At 71.7% G+C, this 15,754-nt stretch carries 16 protein-coding genes and 1 pseudogene; 11 read left to right on the top strand and 6 right to left on the bottom strand.

From position 1 onward, the window contains the following. Window positions 1–10: 10 nt before the first annotated feature. The 3 genes from AC0693_RS02525 to AC0693_RS02515 form a co-directional block, all read right to left on the bottom strand. Complete coding sequence (locus tag AC0693_RS02525; protein ID WP_356404025.1) at window positions 11–502, bottom strand: succinate dehydrogenase hydrophobic membrane anchor subunit; 492 nt, start codon at window positions 500–502, stop codon at window positions 11–13. Window positions 503–507: 5 nt separating this feature from the next. Further along, entirely contained in the window at window positions 508–888 is a 381-nt protein-coding gene (gene sdhC / locus AC0693_RS02520; RefSeq protein WP_356404027.1) for a succinate dehydrogenase, cytochrome b556 subunit, read from the bottom strand. Between the two features lie 152 nt (window positions 889–1,040). Beyond that, window positions 1,041–1,604 carry a 2-oxo-4-hydroxy-4-carboxy-5-ureidoimidazoline decarboxylase gene (locus AC0693_RS02515; protein ID WP_478800989.1) on the bottom strand — a complete coding sequence of 188 codons (564 nt, stop codon included), beginning with the start codon at window positions 1,602–1,604 and terminating at the stop codon, window positions 1,041–1,043. Window positions 1,605–1,961: 357 nt separating this feature from the next. On the opposite strand from AC0693_RS02515, the gene AC0693_RS02510 reads away from it, so the two are divergent. Then, entirely contained in the window at window positions 1,962–2,816 is an 855-nt protein-coding gene (locus tag AC0693_RS02510; protein ID WP_478800988.1) for an RNA polymerase sigma factor, read from the top strand. Then, window positions 2,816–3,844 carry a hypothetical protein gene (locus AC0693_RS02505; RefSeq protein WP_478800782.1) on the top strand — a complete coding sequence of 343 codons (1,029 nt, stop codon included), beginning with the start codon at window positions 2,816–2,818 and terminating at the stop codon, window positions 3,842–3,844. Before AC0693_RS02510 ends, AC0693_RS02505 begins: the two co-directional genes overlap by 1 nt. 257 nt (window positions 3,845–4,101) lie before the next feature. Here AC0693_RS02505 and AC0693_RS02500 read toward each other — a convergent pair whose 3' ends face one another. Then, window positions 4,102–4,719 (bottom strand): L,D-transpeptidase family protein, encoded by a 618-nt coding sequence (locus AC0693_RS02500; protein ID WP_469337597.1) that lies wholly within the window; start codon window positions 4,717–4,719, stop codon window positions 4,102–4,104. Between AC0693_RS02500 and AC0693_RS02495 the strand changes: the two genes are divergently transcribed. The 3 genes from AC0693_RS02495 (at window position 4,706) to leuE (ending at window position 7,432) form a co-directional block, all read left to right on the top strand. Further along, a complete protein-coding gene (locus AC0693_RS02495; RefSeq protein WP_469316969.1) occupies window positions 4,706–4,975 on the top strand; it encodes a hypothetical protein in 270 nt (89 codons plus the stop codon). The two genes, AC0693_RS02500 and AC0693_RS02495, sit on opposite strands and share 14 nt — an antisense overlap. A 195-nt stretch (window positions 4,976–5,170) precedes the next feature. After that, window positions 5,171–6,763, top strand: coding sequence for an acyl-CoA mutase large subunit family protein (locus tag AC0693_RS02490; protein ID WP_478800781.1), 1,593 nt, complete (start codon window positions 5,171–5,173; stop codon window positions 6,761–6,763). A gap of 12 nt (window positions 6,764–6,775) precedes the next feature. Further along, complete coding sequence (leuE, locus tag AC0693_RS02485) at window positions 6,776–7,432, top strand: leucine efflux protein LeuE (RefSeq protein WP_469337601.1); 657 nt, start codon at window positions 6,776–6,778, stop codon at window positions 7,430–7,432. A 166-nt stretch (window positions 7,433–7,598) separates the two neighbouring features. Here leuE and AC0693_RS02480 read toward each other — a convergent pair. Both AC0693_RS02480 and AC0693_RS02475 read right to left on the bottom strand, forming a co-directional pair. Continuing rightward, a pseudogene (locus AC0693_RS02480) lies at window positions 7,599–8,110 on the bottom strand (NUDIX domain-containing protein). A gap of 3 nt (window positions 8,111–8,113) precedes the next feature. Continuing rightward, window positions 8,114–9,469, bottom strand: coding sequence for a tetratricopeptide repeat protein (locus tag AC0693_RS02475; RefSeq protein WP_478800780.1), 1,356 nt, complete (start codon window positions 9,467–9,469; stop codon window positions 8,114–8,116). A 193-nt stretch (window positions 9,470–9,662) separates the two neighbouring features. Here AC0693_RS02475 and AC0693_RS02470 point away from each other — a divergent pair, with 193 nt between their 5' ends. The 6 genes from AC0693_RS02470 (at window position 9,663) to AC0693_RS02445 (ending at window position 15,635) form a co-directional block, all read left to right on the top strand. After that, window positions 9,663–10,412, top strand: a complete 750-nt coding sequence (locus AC0693_RS02470) for a hypothetical protein (RefSeq protein WP_469337607.1) — start codon at window positions 9,663–9,665, stop codon at window positions 10,410–10,412. A gap of 79 nt (window positions 10,413–10,491) precedes the next feature. Next, a complete protein-coding gene (locus AC0693_RS02465) occupies window positions 10,492–11,403 on the top strand; it encodes an aminoglycoside phosphotransferase family protein (RefSeq protein ID WP_478800779.1) in 912 nt (303 codons plus the stop codon). Next, window positions 11,404–12,096: a class I SAM-dependent methyltransferase gene (locus AC0693_RS02460; protein WP_478800778.1), complete on the top strand. Its 693-nt coding sequence runs from the start codon at window positions 11,404–11,406 to the stop codon at window positions 12,094–12,096. A 14-nt stretch (window positions 12,097–12,110) separates the two neighbouring features. Further along, entirely contained in the window at window positions 12,111–12,701 is a 591-nt protein-coding gene (locus AC0693_RS02455; protein WP_469337613.1) for an HAD domain-containing protein, read from the top strand. Window positions 12,702–13,116: 415 nt separating this feature from the next. Beyond that, window positions 13,117–14,361, top strand: coding sequence for an amidohydrolase (locus AC0693_RS02450; protein ID WP_469317098.1), 1,245 nt, complete (start codon window positions 13,117–13,119; stop codon window positions 14,359–14,361). Between the two features lie 218 nt (window positions 14,362–14,579). Beyond that, a complete protein-coding gene (locus AC0693_RS02445) occupies window positions 14,580–15,635 on the top strand; it encodes a BMP family lipoprotein (RefSeq protein WP_356404048.1) in 1,056 nt (351 codons plus the stop codon). Window positions 15,636–15,754: the final 119 nt, after the last annotated feature.

Below are 15,754 nucleotides of genomic sequence, written 5' to 3'. Positions count from 1 at the left end.
AGGATTCGCCTCAGCCCATGCCGCGGATGTTCGGGTCGAAGGTGAAGATCACCAGCGTGCCCAGAAGGATGGTGAACACCGTGGCGGTGTAGAGCAGGCCCTTCAGCCACAGCCGCGTGTTGGCGCGCTCCGCGTAGTCGTTGATGACGGTACGCAGACCGTTGGAGCCGTGCAGCATCGCCAGCCACAGCATCAGCAGGTCCCAGACCTGCCAGAACGGCGAGGCCCAGCGGCCCGCCACGAAGGCGAAGCCGATCTTGGAGACGCCGCCGTCCAGCACGAGCTGGATGAGCAGGTGGCCGATCACCAGGACGACCAGCACGATGCCCGAGAGGCGCATGAAGAGCCATGCGGCCATCTCGAAGTTGCCGCGGGTCGAGCGGGGCGTCTTGCCGGTGCGCTTGCGCGGCGCCTCGATGTACGGCGCCGGGTTGTCGACGTCGTAGAGGCTCACGCTCTCCACGTCGGTGACCGCCTGGGCGGAAGAAGTGTCAGAAGACATGCGTGTCACTTCCCGAACAGTTCGAGGTAGGCGTGGTGCAGGACGGGGTAAACCGCCCCGGCCATCAGCACGACCCAAACGCCCACCACGGTCCAGAGCATCTGCTTCTGGTAGCGGGGGCCCTTGGACCAGAAGTCCACGGCGATGACACGCAGACCGTTGAGCGCGTGGAACAGGATGGCGGCCACGAGGCCGTACTCCAGCAGCGCGACGATCGGCGTCTTGTAGGTAGCCACCACGTCGTCGTACGCCTCGGGGGAGACGCGGACGAGAGCGGTGTCGAGGACGTGTACGAACAGGAAGAAGAAAATGAGGACGCCGGTGACTCGATGAGCCACCCAGGACCACATTCCTTCCCGGCCGCGGTACAACGTTCCAGCCGGCACGGAAAACCCTCCGGAAGCGGGGCGGGGGCCAGCCGGCTTCTTTGTCGGTCGGGCCCGGCCGGGTACGGTCCTCCGGCCCCGGACATCGTAGCGACGCTTTGTCGGTTCCCTTGCGCGGGGGCCATCGGTGTGATCAAACAGGCACGGACGGACTATCCCACAGGAGCGAAACGCCCCAATTCAGGCGCATCCCCGGTGGTTCCGCCACCCCTCGGATCCGGCGTCGGCGGGAATCCCACCAGCCGGGCGAGTCGCGAGCACGCCACGCGGCGCAGCTCGTCGGCCGAGGTGGCCCGCTCCTCGTCGACCTCGTGCGCCATCCGGCGCCGGATCGCGGCCAGCACCTGGTGCGCGTGCTCGTCGGGCGGGTGCCCGTCGAGGCAGATCACGAAGGCGTGGCCGAACTTGCGCTCGTACTCCGCGTGCGCCGCGCCGAGCGCGAGGTGCGCGGCGTACGGCGCGTCGCGGTCGAGCTCCGCCGAGGGCTCCAGGGCCAGCGCCTCGGCCAGGTCCGCCTGCCGCAGGTCGTACGCCGCCTCGTCGGCGGCGGCCAGCAGCGCGTCCAGATCCGGGTACGGGCGGTGCTCGGCCACCCGCTGCGCCCAGCGGTGGCTGCCGCAACAGCGCAGCAGGGCCTCCCGGGCGGACTCGGCCGACGCCGCGTTGAACCGGGCCAGCGCGCTGCCGCGGATCTGCGCCGGAAGGTGGCTGGACAGCGTGGGGCTCCTCGGGATGTGGGTGGGGTGTTACGTCACGCTATCGACGCGGCGGCCGCAAGGACGTACCCAACCGCGGATTTCACCCGGAAGAGAGCCGAAAGGAGGAGTGGGGAGGGCTTTTGATGGGGAAGGCGACCGAGACCGCCACCCCCCACAGGAGAGGCCCCGGCCGCCATCCGTTACGGGCTCGTGCGACAAGCCCGTACCCCTGTCAGCGCCGGGAGTGCGTTTTGTGTCACACCTCGCTTCGCGCACGGTTGGTTGCAGGTTGTACAACGCGTGGACGGAAGGCGCGACACGCCGTAACGTGCTGATTTGCGCCAGACGTACGGGACAGTGAACGGGTTGGGGACTTTGCTGGGGGACGACGCGGAGCTGACCGCCGCGGTGCTCGCGGCGCAGGACGGCGACGAGAGCGCGTTCCGGACTGTGTACCGCGCCGTGCACCCGCGCCTGCTGGGCTATGTCCGCACGCTGGTGGGTGACGGCGACGCCGAGGACGTGACCTCCGAGGCGTGGCTGCAGATCTCGCGCGACCTCGACTCCTTCACCGGCGACGCCGACCGCTTCCGCGGCTGGGCCGCGCGCATAGCGCGCAACCGCGCCCTCGACCACATGCGCATGCGCGGCCGCCGCCCCGCCATCGGCGGGGACGAGAGCGAACTGACCGGACACGCCGCCGACAGCGACACCGCCGTCCTGGCCATGGAAGCCCTCTCCACCGGCCGCACCATGGCGCTGATCGCCCAGCTGCCGCAGGACCAGGCCGAGGCCGTGGTGCTGCGCGTGGTCGTCGGGCTCGACGCCAAGACCGCCGCCGAGACCCTGGGCAAGCGTCCCGGGGCCGTACGGACGGCGGCGCACCGGGGGCTCAAGCGGCTCGCCGAACTGCTCGCGAACGAAACGGACGCCGGGGCCGACGCCCCGGCCGGCCCGTCGGCGGATCCCTTGGCCGATCCCTCGGCGGGTCGCTCGGCGGGCCGCTCGGCGGGCGGTGAAGCGGAAGCGGGGGCGGGCGCCCGGCGCGGGGGCGGCCTCGTAGATAATCGCCCTGGCCACACCGGCGACGGCAGTGGCACCGGAGGCGCCGGGGACACCGGTGGCGGTCGGGATCTGGACGCCGTACCCGCCCAGCGCGGCCGGTTCGGGGGACTCGCGGAGCGAACCGGTGTGACGCATTCACGTTGGCGGACGCAGAAGGACATGTGATGGCCGACGATCGCACCAGGTGGCTGGACAAAGCCGCGGCGGACAGACTGCTGCGCGGCGAACCGGTGGACCGGCTGGGCGACGCCCGCGCGCAGGCGGACGCCGCCCGGCTGCGCGACGCCCTCGACTCCCTCGCTCCCGGCCCCCTCGCGGGCGCCGCGGAGCTGCCCGGGGAGGCCGCCGCCCTGGCCGCCTTCCGCGCGGCGCGCCCGGACCGGGCCGCGGCGCAGACCGCCCCCGCCCACGCCCCCGCCCACGCCGGTCCCGCCTCCGCATCCGCCTCCGCCGGGGAACCGCTGGTCGCCATCGTCCGCGTACCGGCCGCCTCCGGACCCGCCCGCGGGCCCGCCCCGCGCCGGGTGGGCGCGTGGCGCCTCGGTCTCGCGGCGGCCGTCGCCGGCGTGGCCATCGGCGGGGTCGCGGCCGCCGCGGGCACCGGTCTCTTCGACCGCGCCCTGCACCTGAACGCGGGCCCCCTGCCCTCGGCCGAGAGCACCTTCGAGGTCGTCCCGGACCCGGTCGGCGGTACGTCCGGACCGAGCACCGGCGCGACCCGGCGCCCCCAGCCTCCGGGCACCGTCGACGGCTTCGGCGCCTCCGGCGGCGCACGCACCCCGAGCACCCCCGAAGGACGTACGACGCCGGGCGCCACCGGCGCGGCGGCGGACGGCGGAGCGGGCGGCGGAGCCGGCGGTACGGGCGCCACCACGGGCACCGGCCCCGACAAGGACGGCCGGGAGCACTTCGGCCTCACCGGCGGCGGCGAAGCACACGACACCCTGCGCGGGGCGGCGGACCTGTGCCGCGACTACCGCTCCGGAAAGCTGAGCAAGGACCGGGAGAACCGGCTGAACCTGTTGGCCAAGGGCCGCCAGCAGGTCAAGCGCTACTGCGAGGACCTGCTGGACGCCGCACCGGGCCCCAAGGGGACCGTCCCGCCGGACACCAAGCCCGTCCCCGTCCCGCTTCCCGGCTCCTCGAACCCCTCCGGCGCGACCGGTTCCCTGGGCCTGCGGCTGCGCCGCTGAACCGCTCGACGGCTGCCCGCACACCCGCTCTGACCTGGCTGTAACACTTTTCGAGCGGGTGGCGCAGTAACAAGTGAGCCGACTGGTCATCGGCCGCGCATGAGCCGGGGTTCCCCCCGTACCCCTGGGCTCTGCGCAACCTGGCGCGGGCGGGGTTCGTTCCCCCGGCCCTGCCCGCGCCTCTTAACGTCCTTCCACTCCCGCCCCCCGGGCGAGCCCGCCGCCGGCGTGCCGCGGGCACACCGGCGGGCGCGGCCTCACCAGTAGACGACGACCTTGTCGCCGACCTTCACCTGGTCGTAGAGCGCCGACAGCTTCGCCTTGTCGCGCACGTTCACGCAGCCGTGCGAGGCACCCGCGTAGCCCCGGGCCGCGAAGTCCGACGAGTAGTGCACGGCCTGGCCCTCGCTGAAGAACATCGAGTACGGCATCGGCGTGTGGTAGATCGTCGAGACCCAGTCCTTGGACTTCCAGCCCACCTGGAACTCGCCCTCGCGGGTCGGGGTGTTCTCCGAGCCGAAGCGCACGTCCATCGTGGAGACGACCTTGCCGTCGATCATCCAGGCCAGGGTGCGGCTCTCCTTGCTGATGCACATCACCCGGCCCGTCATGCAGCGCGGGTCCGGCGCGTCGACCTGGTTGGTCGTCGGCGACATCTCCTCGGAGGTCGGCTTCTTGCTGAGGGACTGGACCTTCTTCCAGGTGGCGTCGTCCACCGAGCCGGACGCCGTCAGCTGGTGCCTGGTCTGGAAGGCCTTGACCGCGGCGATCGTCTTGGAGCCGTAGAAACCGGTGGGTGAGGCCGTGAAGACGCCCAGCTGCTTCAGCCGCGCCTGCAGCTCCCGGACCTGGTCGTCCTCCGTGCCCTCCGCCATCAGGTACTTCACCTTGGGGGCCGAGGAGGTGGACGCCGATGCCGAGGGGGAAGCGGACGCCGAGGCAGATGCCGAAGCCGAGGGGGAGGCGTCGCCCGGCTTGTCGTCCGAGGCCGACGGAGAGGCGGGGGCCGAAGCCGACGGGGTGGTGGACCCCGGACCCTTCGACTCCGACTTCTGCGACCCGCAGGCGGTCGCGGTGGCGGCGAGAGCGACCGCGGTGGCCACCCCGAGCGTGCGGACGAAGACTCTCTGACGGTGCGAGCGGTGCATTGGGGTCCCCCGGTATCTACGACGTGTAACTAGACGATGCCGCGCGGGCGTGGATAGTTGCGGGCGCTGCCGGGATGTTGCGCCATTGTGACCGGAGGCCGCTGTCGTGACGTTGCCGTGATCTCGACGTGTCGTTTTACCAGGCCGCCTCCGTCCCTTCCACGAAGGAGTCCGGGCCATGGCGCACACCGAACGCCGCCGCACCGAGAGCGGCCTGCCCATCGAACCCGTCTACGGGCCCGAGTCCCTGGAGGGCTGGGATCCGGCGGAGCGGCTCGGCGCACCCGGCGCCTACCCGTTCACCCGGGGTGTGTATCCCTCGATGTACACCGGACGGCCGTGGACGATGCGCCAGTACGCGGGTTTCGGCACCGCCGCCGAGTCCAACGCCCGCTACCGCCGACTGATCGCCGACGGCGGCACGGGCCTGTCCGCCGCCTTCGACCTGCCCACCCAGATGGGCTACGACTCCGACGCGCCGCTCGCCCGCGGCGAGGTCGGCAAGGTCGGGGTCGCCGTCGACTCCGTCGAGGACCTGCGGGTGCTCTTCGACGGGATCCCGCTCGACCGGGTCTCCACCTCGATGACCATCAACGCGCCCGCCGCGCTCCTGCTGCTGATGTACCAGCTGGTCGCCGAGGAACGGGGGATCGCGGCGGACCGGCTGACCGGGACCGTGCAGAACGACGTGCTCAAGGAGTACATCGCGCGGGGGACCTACATCTTCCCGCCCGGTCCCTCGCTGCGGCTGACCGCCGACACCTTCCGCTACTGCGCGCGGGAGGTCCCGCGCTGGAACACCATCTCCATCTCCGGCTACCACATGGCCGAAGCCGGGGCCTCGCCCGCGCAGGAGATCGCCTTCACCCTCGCCGACGGCGTCGCGTACGTCCGTACGGCCATCGGCGCCGGGATGGCCGTCGACGACTTCGCGCCCCGGCTGTCGTTCTTCTTCGTCGCCCGCACCACCCTGCTGGAGGAAGTCGCCAAGTTCCGGGCCGCCCGGCGGATGTGGGCGCGGATCATGCGCGAGGACTTCGGCGCCCGGGACCCGAAATCGCTCATGCTGCGCTTCCACACCCAGACGGCCGGGGTGCAGCTGACCGCGCAGCAGCCCGAGGTGAACCTCGTCCGGGTCGCCGTCCAGGGCCTGGCGGCGGTCCTCGGCGGCACGCAGTCGCTGCACACCAACGCCTACGACGAGGCCATCGCCCTGCCGACCGAGGCCTCGGCCCGGCTCGCGCTGCGCACCCAGCAGGTCCTCGCCCACGAGAGCGACGTCGCGCACACCGTGGACCCGTTCGCCGGGTCGTACGCCGTCGAGCGCATGACGGACGAGCTGGAAGAGGCGGCCGTGGCCCTCCTCGGGCGGATCGAGGAGATGGGCGGGGCGGTCGCCGCCATCGAGCGGGGGTTCCAGAAGGGCGAGATCGAACGCAACGCCTACCGGATCGCGCGCGAGACCGACAGCGGCGAGCGGGTGGTGGTCGGCCTCAACCGCTACGCGCTGGACGAGGAGGAACCGTACGAGCCGCTGCGGGTGGACCCGGCGCTCGAAGCGGCGCAGTGCGCGCGGCTGGCCCGGCTGCGGGCGGAGCGGGACGGGGCGGCGGTGGACGCGGCGCTGGCGGCCCTTGGGGAGGCGGCGGCGGGCCCGGCGAACGTCCTGTACCCGATGAAGGAGGCGCTGCGGGCGCGGGCCACGGTGGGGGAGGTGTGCGATGCGCTGCGCGAGGTCTGGGGCCGCTATGTTCCGGCCACCGGCTTCTGAGACACTCCCGGCATGTACGGCGTCATAGACCTCCCCACCTACCTGGCCGGCCTGGCCCTGATCATCCTGCTGCCGGGCCCGAACTCCCTGTACGTGCTGTCCGTGGCCGCCCGGCGCGGGGTGCGCACCGGCTACCGGGCCGCCGCAGGGGTGTGGACCGGGGACACCGTGCTGATGACGCTGGCGGCGGTGGGCGCGGCCTCGCTGCTCCAGGCCAGCCCGGTGGTCTTCGGGGTGGTGAAGCTGCTGGGGGCCGGGTACCTGTCGTGGCTGGCGGTGGGGATGCTGCGGGGGGCCTGGGCGATGTGGCGGACGCGGGGGGCGGCGGCTTCCTCGGCCCCGTCGGCCGGGGCGGCGGAGGTGGCCGCCGGCCCGGAGCGGCCGTACCGGCGGGCGCTGCTGATCAGCCTGCTCAACCCGAAGGCGATCCTCTTCCTGATGTCCTTCTTCGTGCAGTTCGTCGACCCGGCGTACCCCTACCGCGGCCTGTCGTTCCTGCTGCTGGGCTCGCTGCTGCAACTGGGCAGCTTCCTGTACCTGACCGTGCTGATCTTCGGCGGCACGCGCCTGGCGGCGGCCTTCACCCGCCGTCGCCGCCTCTCGGCCGGCGCCACCTCCCTGGCGGGCGCCCTCTTCCTCGGCTTCGCGGCCAAACTCGCGACGAGCTGACCCGGGGGCCGGTGGCCCCTGGTCTGCGGGCGCGGGCCCGGCCCTGCCTCCGGCGGCGCCTCAAACGCCGGCGGGGCTGGGTGTGGCGGGGGCCCGGTGTGCGGCCGCGGGTTCAGGCACTCCTACCCTGACCGCTGCCGACGTCTGAGGCGCCCTGTACCGCTGGTCAGCCTGCCGACCAGCCGTTGAGGGAGACCGACGCACCGTGGTTCAGGTAGTGGTGGAGGGCGGAGGCCGTGGTGTCGACGAAGGCTTCGGGGATGGCCGTCGCGTCGATCCAGCGGACCTGTGAGTGCTTGCGGGGTTCGCGGTTCTCGGGTTCGCCGGTCCATTCGTGGGTGGCGAAGACGACCGTGAGGAAGCCGTTGGGGGCTTCGACGCCCCAGGCGCCGTGGATGATGTGGGCGACCTCAAGGGACTCCGGTTTCACCATGAGGCCCGTTTCCTCGTGCAGCTCGCGGACCGCGGTTTCGGTGATGGGCTCGCCCGGTTCGTTCTTGCCCACCGGGAGGTCCCACATCCCCTGGGCGAACTTAGCGTTCTCGCTGCGCTGGATGAGCACGACCCGGTTGGTGGTTTGTCGTGGACGCGATGGCGGCCGACCGGCAGGCGCTTCGAGCGCGACCCTGGCGCGGGGCCGTCGGTCTGGGGCCTCGCCGGCCTCCCCGCTGGTTTCAGACGTCAGGTGAGGGCCCGTCCCGCGCGGCGGGCGAGATCCGCGGCCCCGGGAACTCCGCGGCGCTGGTAGACCGAAAGCGTGCGACGGATCGAGGAGATCGCCTTACGCGTGCGGTCGGACGTCATGCCCTCCATGAGGAGGAGCGCTTGGGTCCAGGCGGTCACCGCTTCGTCGGCACGCGCCTGGGCGGCAAGGCTGTCGCCGAGATCGGCGTAGGTGAGGACGTGCACACGCTTGAACTGGGCGGGGTCCCAGCGGGTGAGGGCGTCGCGGTGTTGACGTTCCGTACCGATGAAGTCCTTCATCTCGGTCAGTGCCTTGGCCGTGTGGCTGGCGACTGTTCCCGCGGCTGGACCACTCAGAAGGGAGAAGCTGGGTTGCGGACCGTCCTCGCGAAGGAGGGCGTCCTCGGCCGCTAGCAGAGCCCGGCTGGCCACAGCGTTTTCACCGACGGCCGCGCAGGCGCGGGCGTGCGTGATGTGAAGCAGTGCCTCGGTCTGTCCGTCGACGTGCCCCAGCCCCCGGGCAAGGGCGCCCTCGACGAGGTCCACACAGTGATGGGGTTGCCTGAGCTTCAGGGCTTGGTGAGCCAGGGAGCGCATCATCCAAGCGGCGTGGCCGTGCGGATCGGCCTCGCAGGCGAGCTGGTAGCCGACGCGGTAGTAGCGCTGTGCCGCGCCCTCCTGGCCGAGGTCGTGGTGCTTCCACCCGGCGAGGTAGGCGAGTTCGGCGACGGCGCCGAAGGCGGCCCGGCGTAGGGCTTCGGAAGGGAAGCGGCCCCGGAGCATGGGCGCGGCGGTGTCCGCGAGGTAGGCGGTGACCGTGGTCAGGCCGTGGCCGCCGCCGAGGCGTTCGTCGGCGGCGCTGAAGACCTTCGTGATCTGCCGTACTACATCGATGTCCTCGGCGCCGACGAGGGAGCGGCCGGTACGGGCGCGCAGTACGCGGGCCGTGGCTTCGTGATCGTGGAGCAGCGGCATGGCCACGCCGGCCGTGGTGAAGGCGGCGATGGCGAGGAAGCGGCGGCGTTCCACGTCGGCGCGGCCGAGGTCCGTGACCGTGGTGACGGGGTCGGTGCCCGGCAAGGACTCCGGGTCGGCTGGAGGCAGGCCGAGTTCGGTTTCGGTGACGACGCGGCCCACCCTGCGGGAGAGGGCTTCGGCGAGGTACTGGCCTGCTTGGCCCGACGGCGCGCGGGTGCCGTTCGTCCAGTGGGAGATCGCCGACTTATTGGTCTGGAGCAGTTCGCCGTTCTCGGCGGCGATGCGGCGGACGTCCTTGGCGAGCGCCTCGTACGTACACCCTGCGGCGTTGATCGTGTCGCGCAGGCGGGAGTTGGGCTTGTTCGGCGCTGCCACGATCTCCTCCGCTCCGGAGCTGTAAACCGCGTATACCGCTTGGCCTCGGTCACACCGTACCCACTCTGCGTAGCCGACGGTTCACTTATCGACAGCTGCCCCCCTCTCACGTCGGGCGGCCCCAAGTTCCGTACGCCCCAACGGGCTCGGGCATTCGTATGCCCCGACCCGGACGATCAGAGACGGAGACACGGTGACCACCATCGACACCGCGACCATCACGGTCGAACTGCCCGACGCCTTCGACCCGCGCTGGAGCCGCCTGCCCGGCATCCACGTGGACGGTCGGCGCATCACCATCGATCCGGCCGCGTACTTCTTCCGCTTCGAGTCCAACACCTGGCTCGTTGCCGACTGGGAGCTCGTCAAGGCCCAGCTCCTCGGCGTGGCCGAGACGACCGAGAGCGCCGTGGAGCAGCTCGCGCTCGACTTCATCAAGGGCCACGGCGAGTCCACGTCGGATGCCGCCCGCGTCCTGGCGACGGCGTACGAGGTCTACTCGTACCTCTTCCGCGAGGAGCACCTGGAGGGCCTCGGGCTGCCGCAGATCACCGCCGATCATCTGCGGATGCTGCGCGAGGCGGCCACGCTGATGGCGCTCAACAAGGTCGAGCTGGACGGGCACATCTCCAACGTCGGCCCGTGCTGGTTCTTCCCCGCCGCCACCTCCGTCGTCTTCGACCTGGACGACGAGACCGGCGGGATGCTGGACGAGGTCTACCACGGCGGCTGGTTCAACGAGCACCGCCGGACCGAGTCCATCAAGGCCCACGCCGCGCTCGGCGGACGGCTCGTGCACGGCTGCCAGTCCGTGCCGGACCAGTCCGGCGGGGTCGTCGCGCCCTACGGCGCCTCGATGGCGAACTTCCGCGACGACCTGGCCGAGTTCAAGGCCGGCTGGATCGAGCAGGTCTACGCCCACCGCGAGACCGCAGCCGAGTAACCCGGTACACCCCCCCGCACGGCTCCGGGACGGGCTGACCCGCTCGCCCGCCCCGGGGCACCCAGCCCCTGGAGACCCCATGGACCAGAGCATCACCGCCGCCCTGCTGGACGACCTGTGCACTCTCGTCGGCAAGCCCCTCCCCGAACGCTCCGAGATCCGCGTCTGGAGCATGTCCGGCGTCGAACGCGTCACCTTCCCCGGCGGCGAGAGCGCCGTCTTCAAGTACGCCAAGGAGCCCTTCGACCGCGAGGCCCAGGCCCTGCGGATCGCCCACCGGCGTGGACTTCCGGTCCCCGAGCTCCACGCCACCGCCATGCGGGACAAGTGGCTCGGGATGCTCATGGACGACCTCGGCACGCCCGTACGGGACGCCGACGACCTCGATGGCGTCGCCGCCGCCGTCATGCTCCACGCCGCCCGCCCGGCGGGCGGCCTGCCCCTCCTCGACGGTGCGGGTCTCACAGCGCTGCCCGGCCGAGCCCTCGATCACCTCCAGCGACTGCGGAAGGCCGACCGGTGGGCTGACTGCGACGACATCGAGACAGCCCTGGGGAAGATCTCCTCGGCGGCCGATGCTCGCGTCAAGGGGGCGACCCTGGACCCGTTCGGCTGGGTCCACTCCGAGTTCCACCCCACGAGCATCCACATCGGGGAGCACCGCCGGCACCTCCTCGACTTCGCCCGCGCCTTCACCGGGCCCGGGCTGATCGACCTCGCGTCGTACCACGGCACCACCGACGCCCCGAGTCCCGTCCGGCTGAAGGTGCTCCTGGAGCAGTACGTCGCCGCAGGCGGCCACGAGGACGCCCTCGCCGCCCGGGGCGGCCTGACCGCCGAGGCGTGGGCCCTGGGCTGGCACCGCATGTGGGCCGTGGAGTGGTTCATGGAACAGGCCATCCGCTGGATCAACGACCCGGCCAAGGACCCCGCGTACATCTCCGCCGTCCGTCGCCACGTGGGTGACGTGGTCCACCTGCTGGAGGTCTAGGTGCACGCCCAGGTCTCCCCCTGGTACACCCACGCAGCCCAGCGCCTGGCCGCCACCCCGGCTCACGCCCTCTCCCCGCCCCGCCGGATGCAATGGGGCATCCACCCGGGCCTCGGTCCCGGTGCCGAGATCCTCGGCCCGGACCTGCGCCGTCGGTGCGTTCTGGAGCTGGGCTGCGGCCCCGGCCACCACGTGGCCCACCTCGCCAAGCACCACGAGGCCCGCGTCACCGGCGTGGACCTCGTCGGCCTCCAGATTCGCCGCGCCCGCTCCCACTACGGCCACATCGAAGGCGCTACGTTCGCCGCCGGCCACGCGCTGCGCCACCTCCAGGGCACTGGCCAGAGCTTCGAGGCGATCTACTCCGTGTTCGGCGCCGTCGGCCTCGTCGCCCCCGAACTTCTGCTCGCCGCCATCTCCCGGCGGCTGGCGCCCGGCGGCGTCCTGGCCTTCTCCGTCCCGCACCCGGCACGGGCCGGAAGACATCCGTGCACGGACGACCGTCCGCGCGAGGACTACGTCACCATGCCCGACCGAACCCGGCTGCCCATCGCCCGGTGGGAGTTCGACGCCCGCCGCTGGGGCGCCCACCTCGCTCGTACCGGCTTGCGCCTCACCTCGGCGCTGGAGCTGCGTCATCCGCGCCGCGATCCGTGGCCGACCACCCTTCTGATCACCGCCCGCAAACGCTGACCGCGGAGGTACCGATGACCCTGCCCTACCTGCTCCTGGACATCGACGGCGTCCTCATCCCGTTCCCGGCGGCAGACGGCAGCACCCCGCCCACCCACATCCGCCACACGGTCCTACCCGCCGGTCGGCACCCGGACGACACCGTCCCCATCTGGCTCGACCCCAGCCATGGCCCCGTGCTCACCCGCCTCCTGACAGACGGCCTCGTCACCCCCGTGTGGTGCACGAGCTGGCGCAAGGACGCCACCACGATCATCGGGCCGCTCCTGGGGCTGCCGGTCTTCCCCTACCTCGACCTCCCCCGCCCGCGGATCACCACCAGCCATCCCGACGGGTACCTCTGGAAGCGCGACCACGTCGACCCCTGGCTCGGCAGGGCCCCCGCCATCTGGATCGACGACGACTTCACCGCCGCCGACCACGCCTGGGCCGCCGGACGCACCGCACGTGGCTGCGCGACGCTGCTCTTGCAGCCGGATCCCCGTACCGGTCTCCAGCCGAGCCACCTCCTCGCGGTGCGTGAGTGGGCGGGCCGGGCGGAGGCATCGGAGGAAACGGCGGCCCAGGGCGTCAGGGCGTGCGGTCGATCACGGCGGGGGGAGTGAGGCGGGCTCTCGCCTCGCCGGGGAGGCCGGACCGCGGCGGGAACACGTCAGGGGCCGCTGCGCGGGTGTCCCACGGGTGTGAGCTATCCCTCGGCGCGCCGGCCTGACCCGCCGTGCGTCTTTCGGACGTCCGGGGCGTCGCCCCGGGGCCGGGAGGCGGTACGCGCCCGCGCGACGTGAGCGGCTCACCCATGGGTCGGCGGTTCCTTGCCGCGGTGGCCGAGACTGGGTGTGAGGTGCGCGGACTGTACGTGCGGACCGCCCCGGTCGGCCAGTGAGCGGCGGAGTTTACCCTCCGGGGCCGGTGCTCATGCCACCTGCGGCCCGGTTTTCTTCCCCTAAGGGGTTGAAGTTTTGCTGATCTCCAGCCAGTTGACCCCCCTGTGGGCCTACCCTTCAACAGGTGAACCAGTTGATGTCCCGCGAGTCACTGACCGCCCTGCCCGGCGAGCCCGCCCAGCCCGAGCTGCCCGGCACGCTCCCGGACCACCTGCGTGCCGAACTGATCGCGTTCCGCCGGGACTTGCACATGCATCCCGAACTCGGCCACCAGGAGTTCCGTACCACCGCCGCGATCAAGGCGCGGCTGGAGGAAGCGGGCCTGCGACCACGGGTGCTGTCCTCCGGCACCGGCCTGGTCTGTGACGTCGGCACCAGGGACGGGGCGGCGCCGATTCTCGCCATCCGCGCGGACATCGACGCCCTGCCCATTCCGGACGCCAAGACCCACGTGTCCTACCGCTCCACCGTCCCGGACCGCGCCCACGCCTGCGGGCACGACGTGCACACCGCCGTCGTCCTCGGCACCGGGCTGGTCCTGGCCGAGCTGGACCGGCAGGGGCTGCTGCCCCAGCCCGTGCGGCTGCTCTTCCAGCCCGCCGAGGAGGTGCTGCCGGGCGGCGCCACCGAGGCCATCGACTCCGGCGCGCTGGACGGCGTCGGCAAGATCATCGCGGTGCACTGCGACCCGCGCGTGGACGCGGGCCGCATCGGGCTGCGGGCCGGACCGATCACCTCGGCCTGCGACCGGCTGGAGGTCACCCTCGACGGGGCCGGCGGGCACACCGCGCGACCGCACCTGACCACCGACCTCGTGACGGCTGCGGCCCGGATCGCGCTCGACGTGCCCGCGCTGCTGTCCCGGCGGATGGACGCCCGCAGCGGCATGTCCGTCACCTGGGGCCGGATCGAGGCCGGGCACGCCTGCAACGTCATCCCGATGCACGCCGAGCTGTCCGGGACCGTGCGCTGCCTGGACCTGGCCGCCTGGCACGAGGCGCCGGAGATGGTGCACGCGGCGATCGACGAGATCGCGGCCATGCACCGGGCCAAGTCGTCGATCAACTACGTCCGCGGGGTCCCGCCGGTGGTCAACGACCCGGCCGTCACCGAGCTGCTGCGCGAGGCGATGGCCGCGCGGCGCGGCGTGGACGCCGTCGAGGACACCGAGCAGAGCCTGGGCGGCGAGGACTTCTCCTGGTACCTGGAGCACGTCCCGGGCGCGATGGCCCGGCTCGGGGTCCGCGTGCCGGGGGACGCCGTCAAGCGCGATCTGCACCGCGGCGACTTCGACGTGGACGAGTCCGCGATCGCCGTCGGGGTGGAGTTCTTCACCGCCGCCGCGCTCCTCGACGGGCGGCGCGCCAGGCCGATCAGGTAAAGCTCCGTACAACACCCCGGGACCTCCGGGTGGACGCGTCCGGCCCTTGATACACAAGGGCTGGGCGCGTGACCGGTTACCAATCGGTCACTGTCCGGTTCGCGACGATCCGATAACGACTCATGTACGGGTCTTTAACTGACATCTACGCGCGTTACGATCGCGGCGAAACCAGCGCCGGTCCCGGCGCTTCGGTCAGGTTTTGAAGGAGCCTCCCCTTGCGCCGGATCACCAGGATCGCCACCGTGGGCATCGCCTCCGCGGCGCTCGCCCTCTCGGCCACCGCCTGTGGCGGTAAGAAGTCCTCGGACACCGGATCTTCCTCCGACAAGAAGGAAGCTTCCGTCGCCATCGCGTACGACATCGGCGGCCGCGGCGACCAGTCGTTCAACGACGCCGCCTACGCGGGCCTCCAGCAGGCCGAGAAGGACCTCAAGGTCAAGGGCGCCGAGGCGGAGCCCACCGACGGCGAGGGCGAGGCCGACAAGGTCCAGCGCCTGACCGAGCTGGCCCGCAAGGGCAACAACCCGGTCATCGGCGTCGGCTTCTCCTACGCCCCGGCCATCAAGAAGGTCGCGCCGAAGTTCCCGAAGACCACCTTCGGCATCATCGACGACACCTCGGTGACCGGCCCGAACATCGCCAACCTGGTGTTCAACGAGGAGCAGGGCTCCTACCTGGCCGGCGTCGCCGCCGCCAAGGTCTCCAAGACCGGCACGGTCGGCTTCATCGGCGGTGTCGAGGTTCCGCTGATCAAGAAGTTCGAGGCGGGCTTCACCCAGGGCGTCAAGGACACCAACCCGAACGCCAAGGTGCTCTCGCACTACCTGACCCAGCCCCCGAACTTCGACGGCTTCTCCAAGCCCGACCTCGGCAAGGCCACGGCGCAGGGTCAGCTCGACGCCGGCGCCGACGTGGTCTACGCGGCCGCCGGTCTGGCCGGCTCGGGTGCCATCGAGGCCACCGCCGCCAAGGGCAAGTGGGCCATCGGCGTCGACTCCGACCAGTACAACCAGGCGGGTCTGGTCAAGTACAAGGACCACATCCTGACCTCGGTCACCAAGCAGGTCCAGCTCTCCGTCTTCAACCTGATCAAGTCGGTCGAGGACGGCAAGCCGCAGACGGGCGAGGTCCGCTACGGCCTGGACAAGGACGGCGTCGGCCTGGCCGACTCCAACCCCGAGTACAAGAAGATGACCGACGTCATCGCCGCGGTCGACAAGGCGAAGGCCGACATCATCGCCAAGAAGATCACGGTCAAGACCACCCCGTAACGTCCGGGCCCGCAAGGGCCCGGCCGACGGGTCGGCACGGTCTCCGGGGTCCGGGCAGCGGTCTCTACCGCCTCCCGGGCCCCGAGCCGTCTCCTTCGGTTCCTGATCGCTTTTTCTGG

This window comes from Streptomyces sp. NPDC043876, assembly GCF_056435825.1.
Note: the sequence above shows the minus strand (reverse complement) of the source record. Positions and strands in the feature narration are given on the sequence as shown.

What these genes read in the sequence shown, in the direction of transcription:
- AC0693_RS02525 (WP_356404025.1), bottom strand. Translation starts at nt 502, where the DNA reads ATGTCTTCTGACACTTCTTCCGCCCAGGCGGTCACCGACGTGGAGAGC.
- AC0693_RS02505 (WP_478800782.1), top strand. Translation starts at nt 2,816, where the DNA reads ATGGCCGACGATCGCACCAGGTGGCTGGACAAAGCCGCGGCGGACAGA.
- AC0693_RS02500 (WP_469337597.1), bottom strand. Translation starts at nt 4,719, where the DNA reads ATGGCGGAGGGCACGGAGGACGACCAGGTCCGGGAGCTGCAGGCGCGG.
- AC0693_RS02490 (WP_478800781.1), top strand. Translation starts at nt 5,171, where the DNA reads ATGGCGCACACCGAACGCCGCCGCACCGAGAGCGGCCTGCCCATCGAA.
- leuE (WP_469337601.1), top strand. Translation starts at nt 6,776, where the DNA reads ATGTACGGCGTCATAGACCTCCCCACCTACCTGGCCGGCCTGGCCCTG.
- AC0693_RS02465 (WP_478800779.1), top strand. Translation starts at nt 10,492, where the DNA reads ATGGACCAGAGCATCACCGCCGCCCTGCTGGACGACCTGTGCACTCTC.
- AC0693_RS02455 (WP_469337613.1), top strand. Translation starts at nt 12,111, where the DNA reads ATGACCCTGCCCTACCTGCTCCTGGACATCGACGGCGTCCTCATCCCG.
- AC0693_RS02450 (WP_469317098.1), top strand. Translation starts at nt 13,117, where the DNA reads ATGTCCCGCGAGTCACTGACCGCCCTGCCCGGCGAGCCCGCCCAGCCC.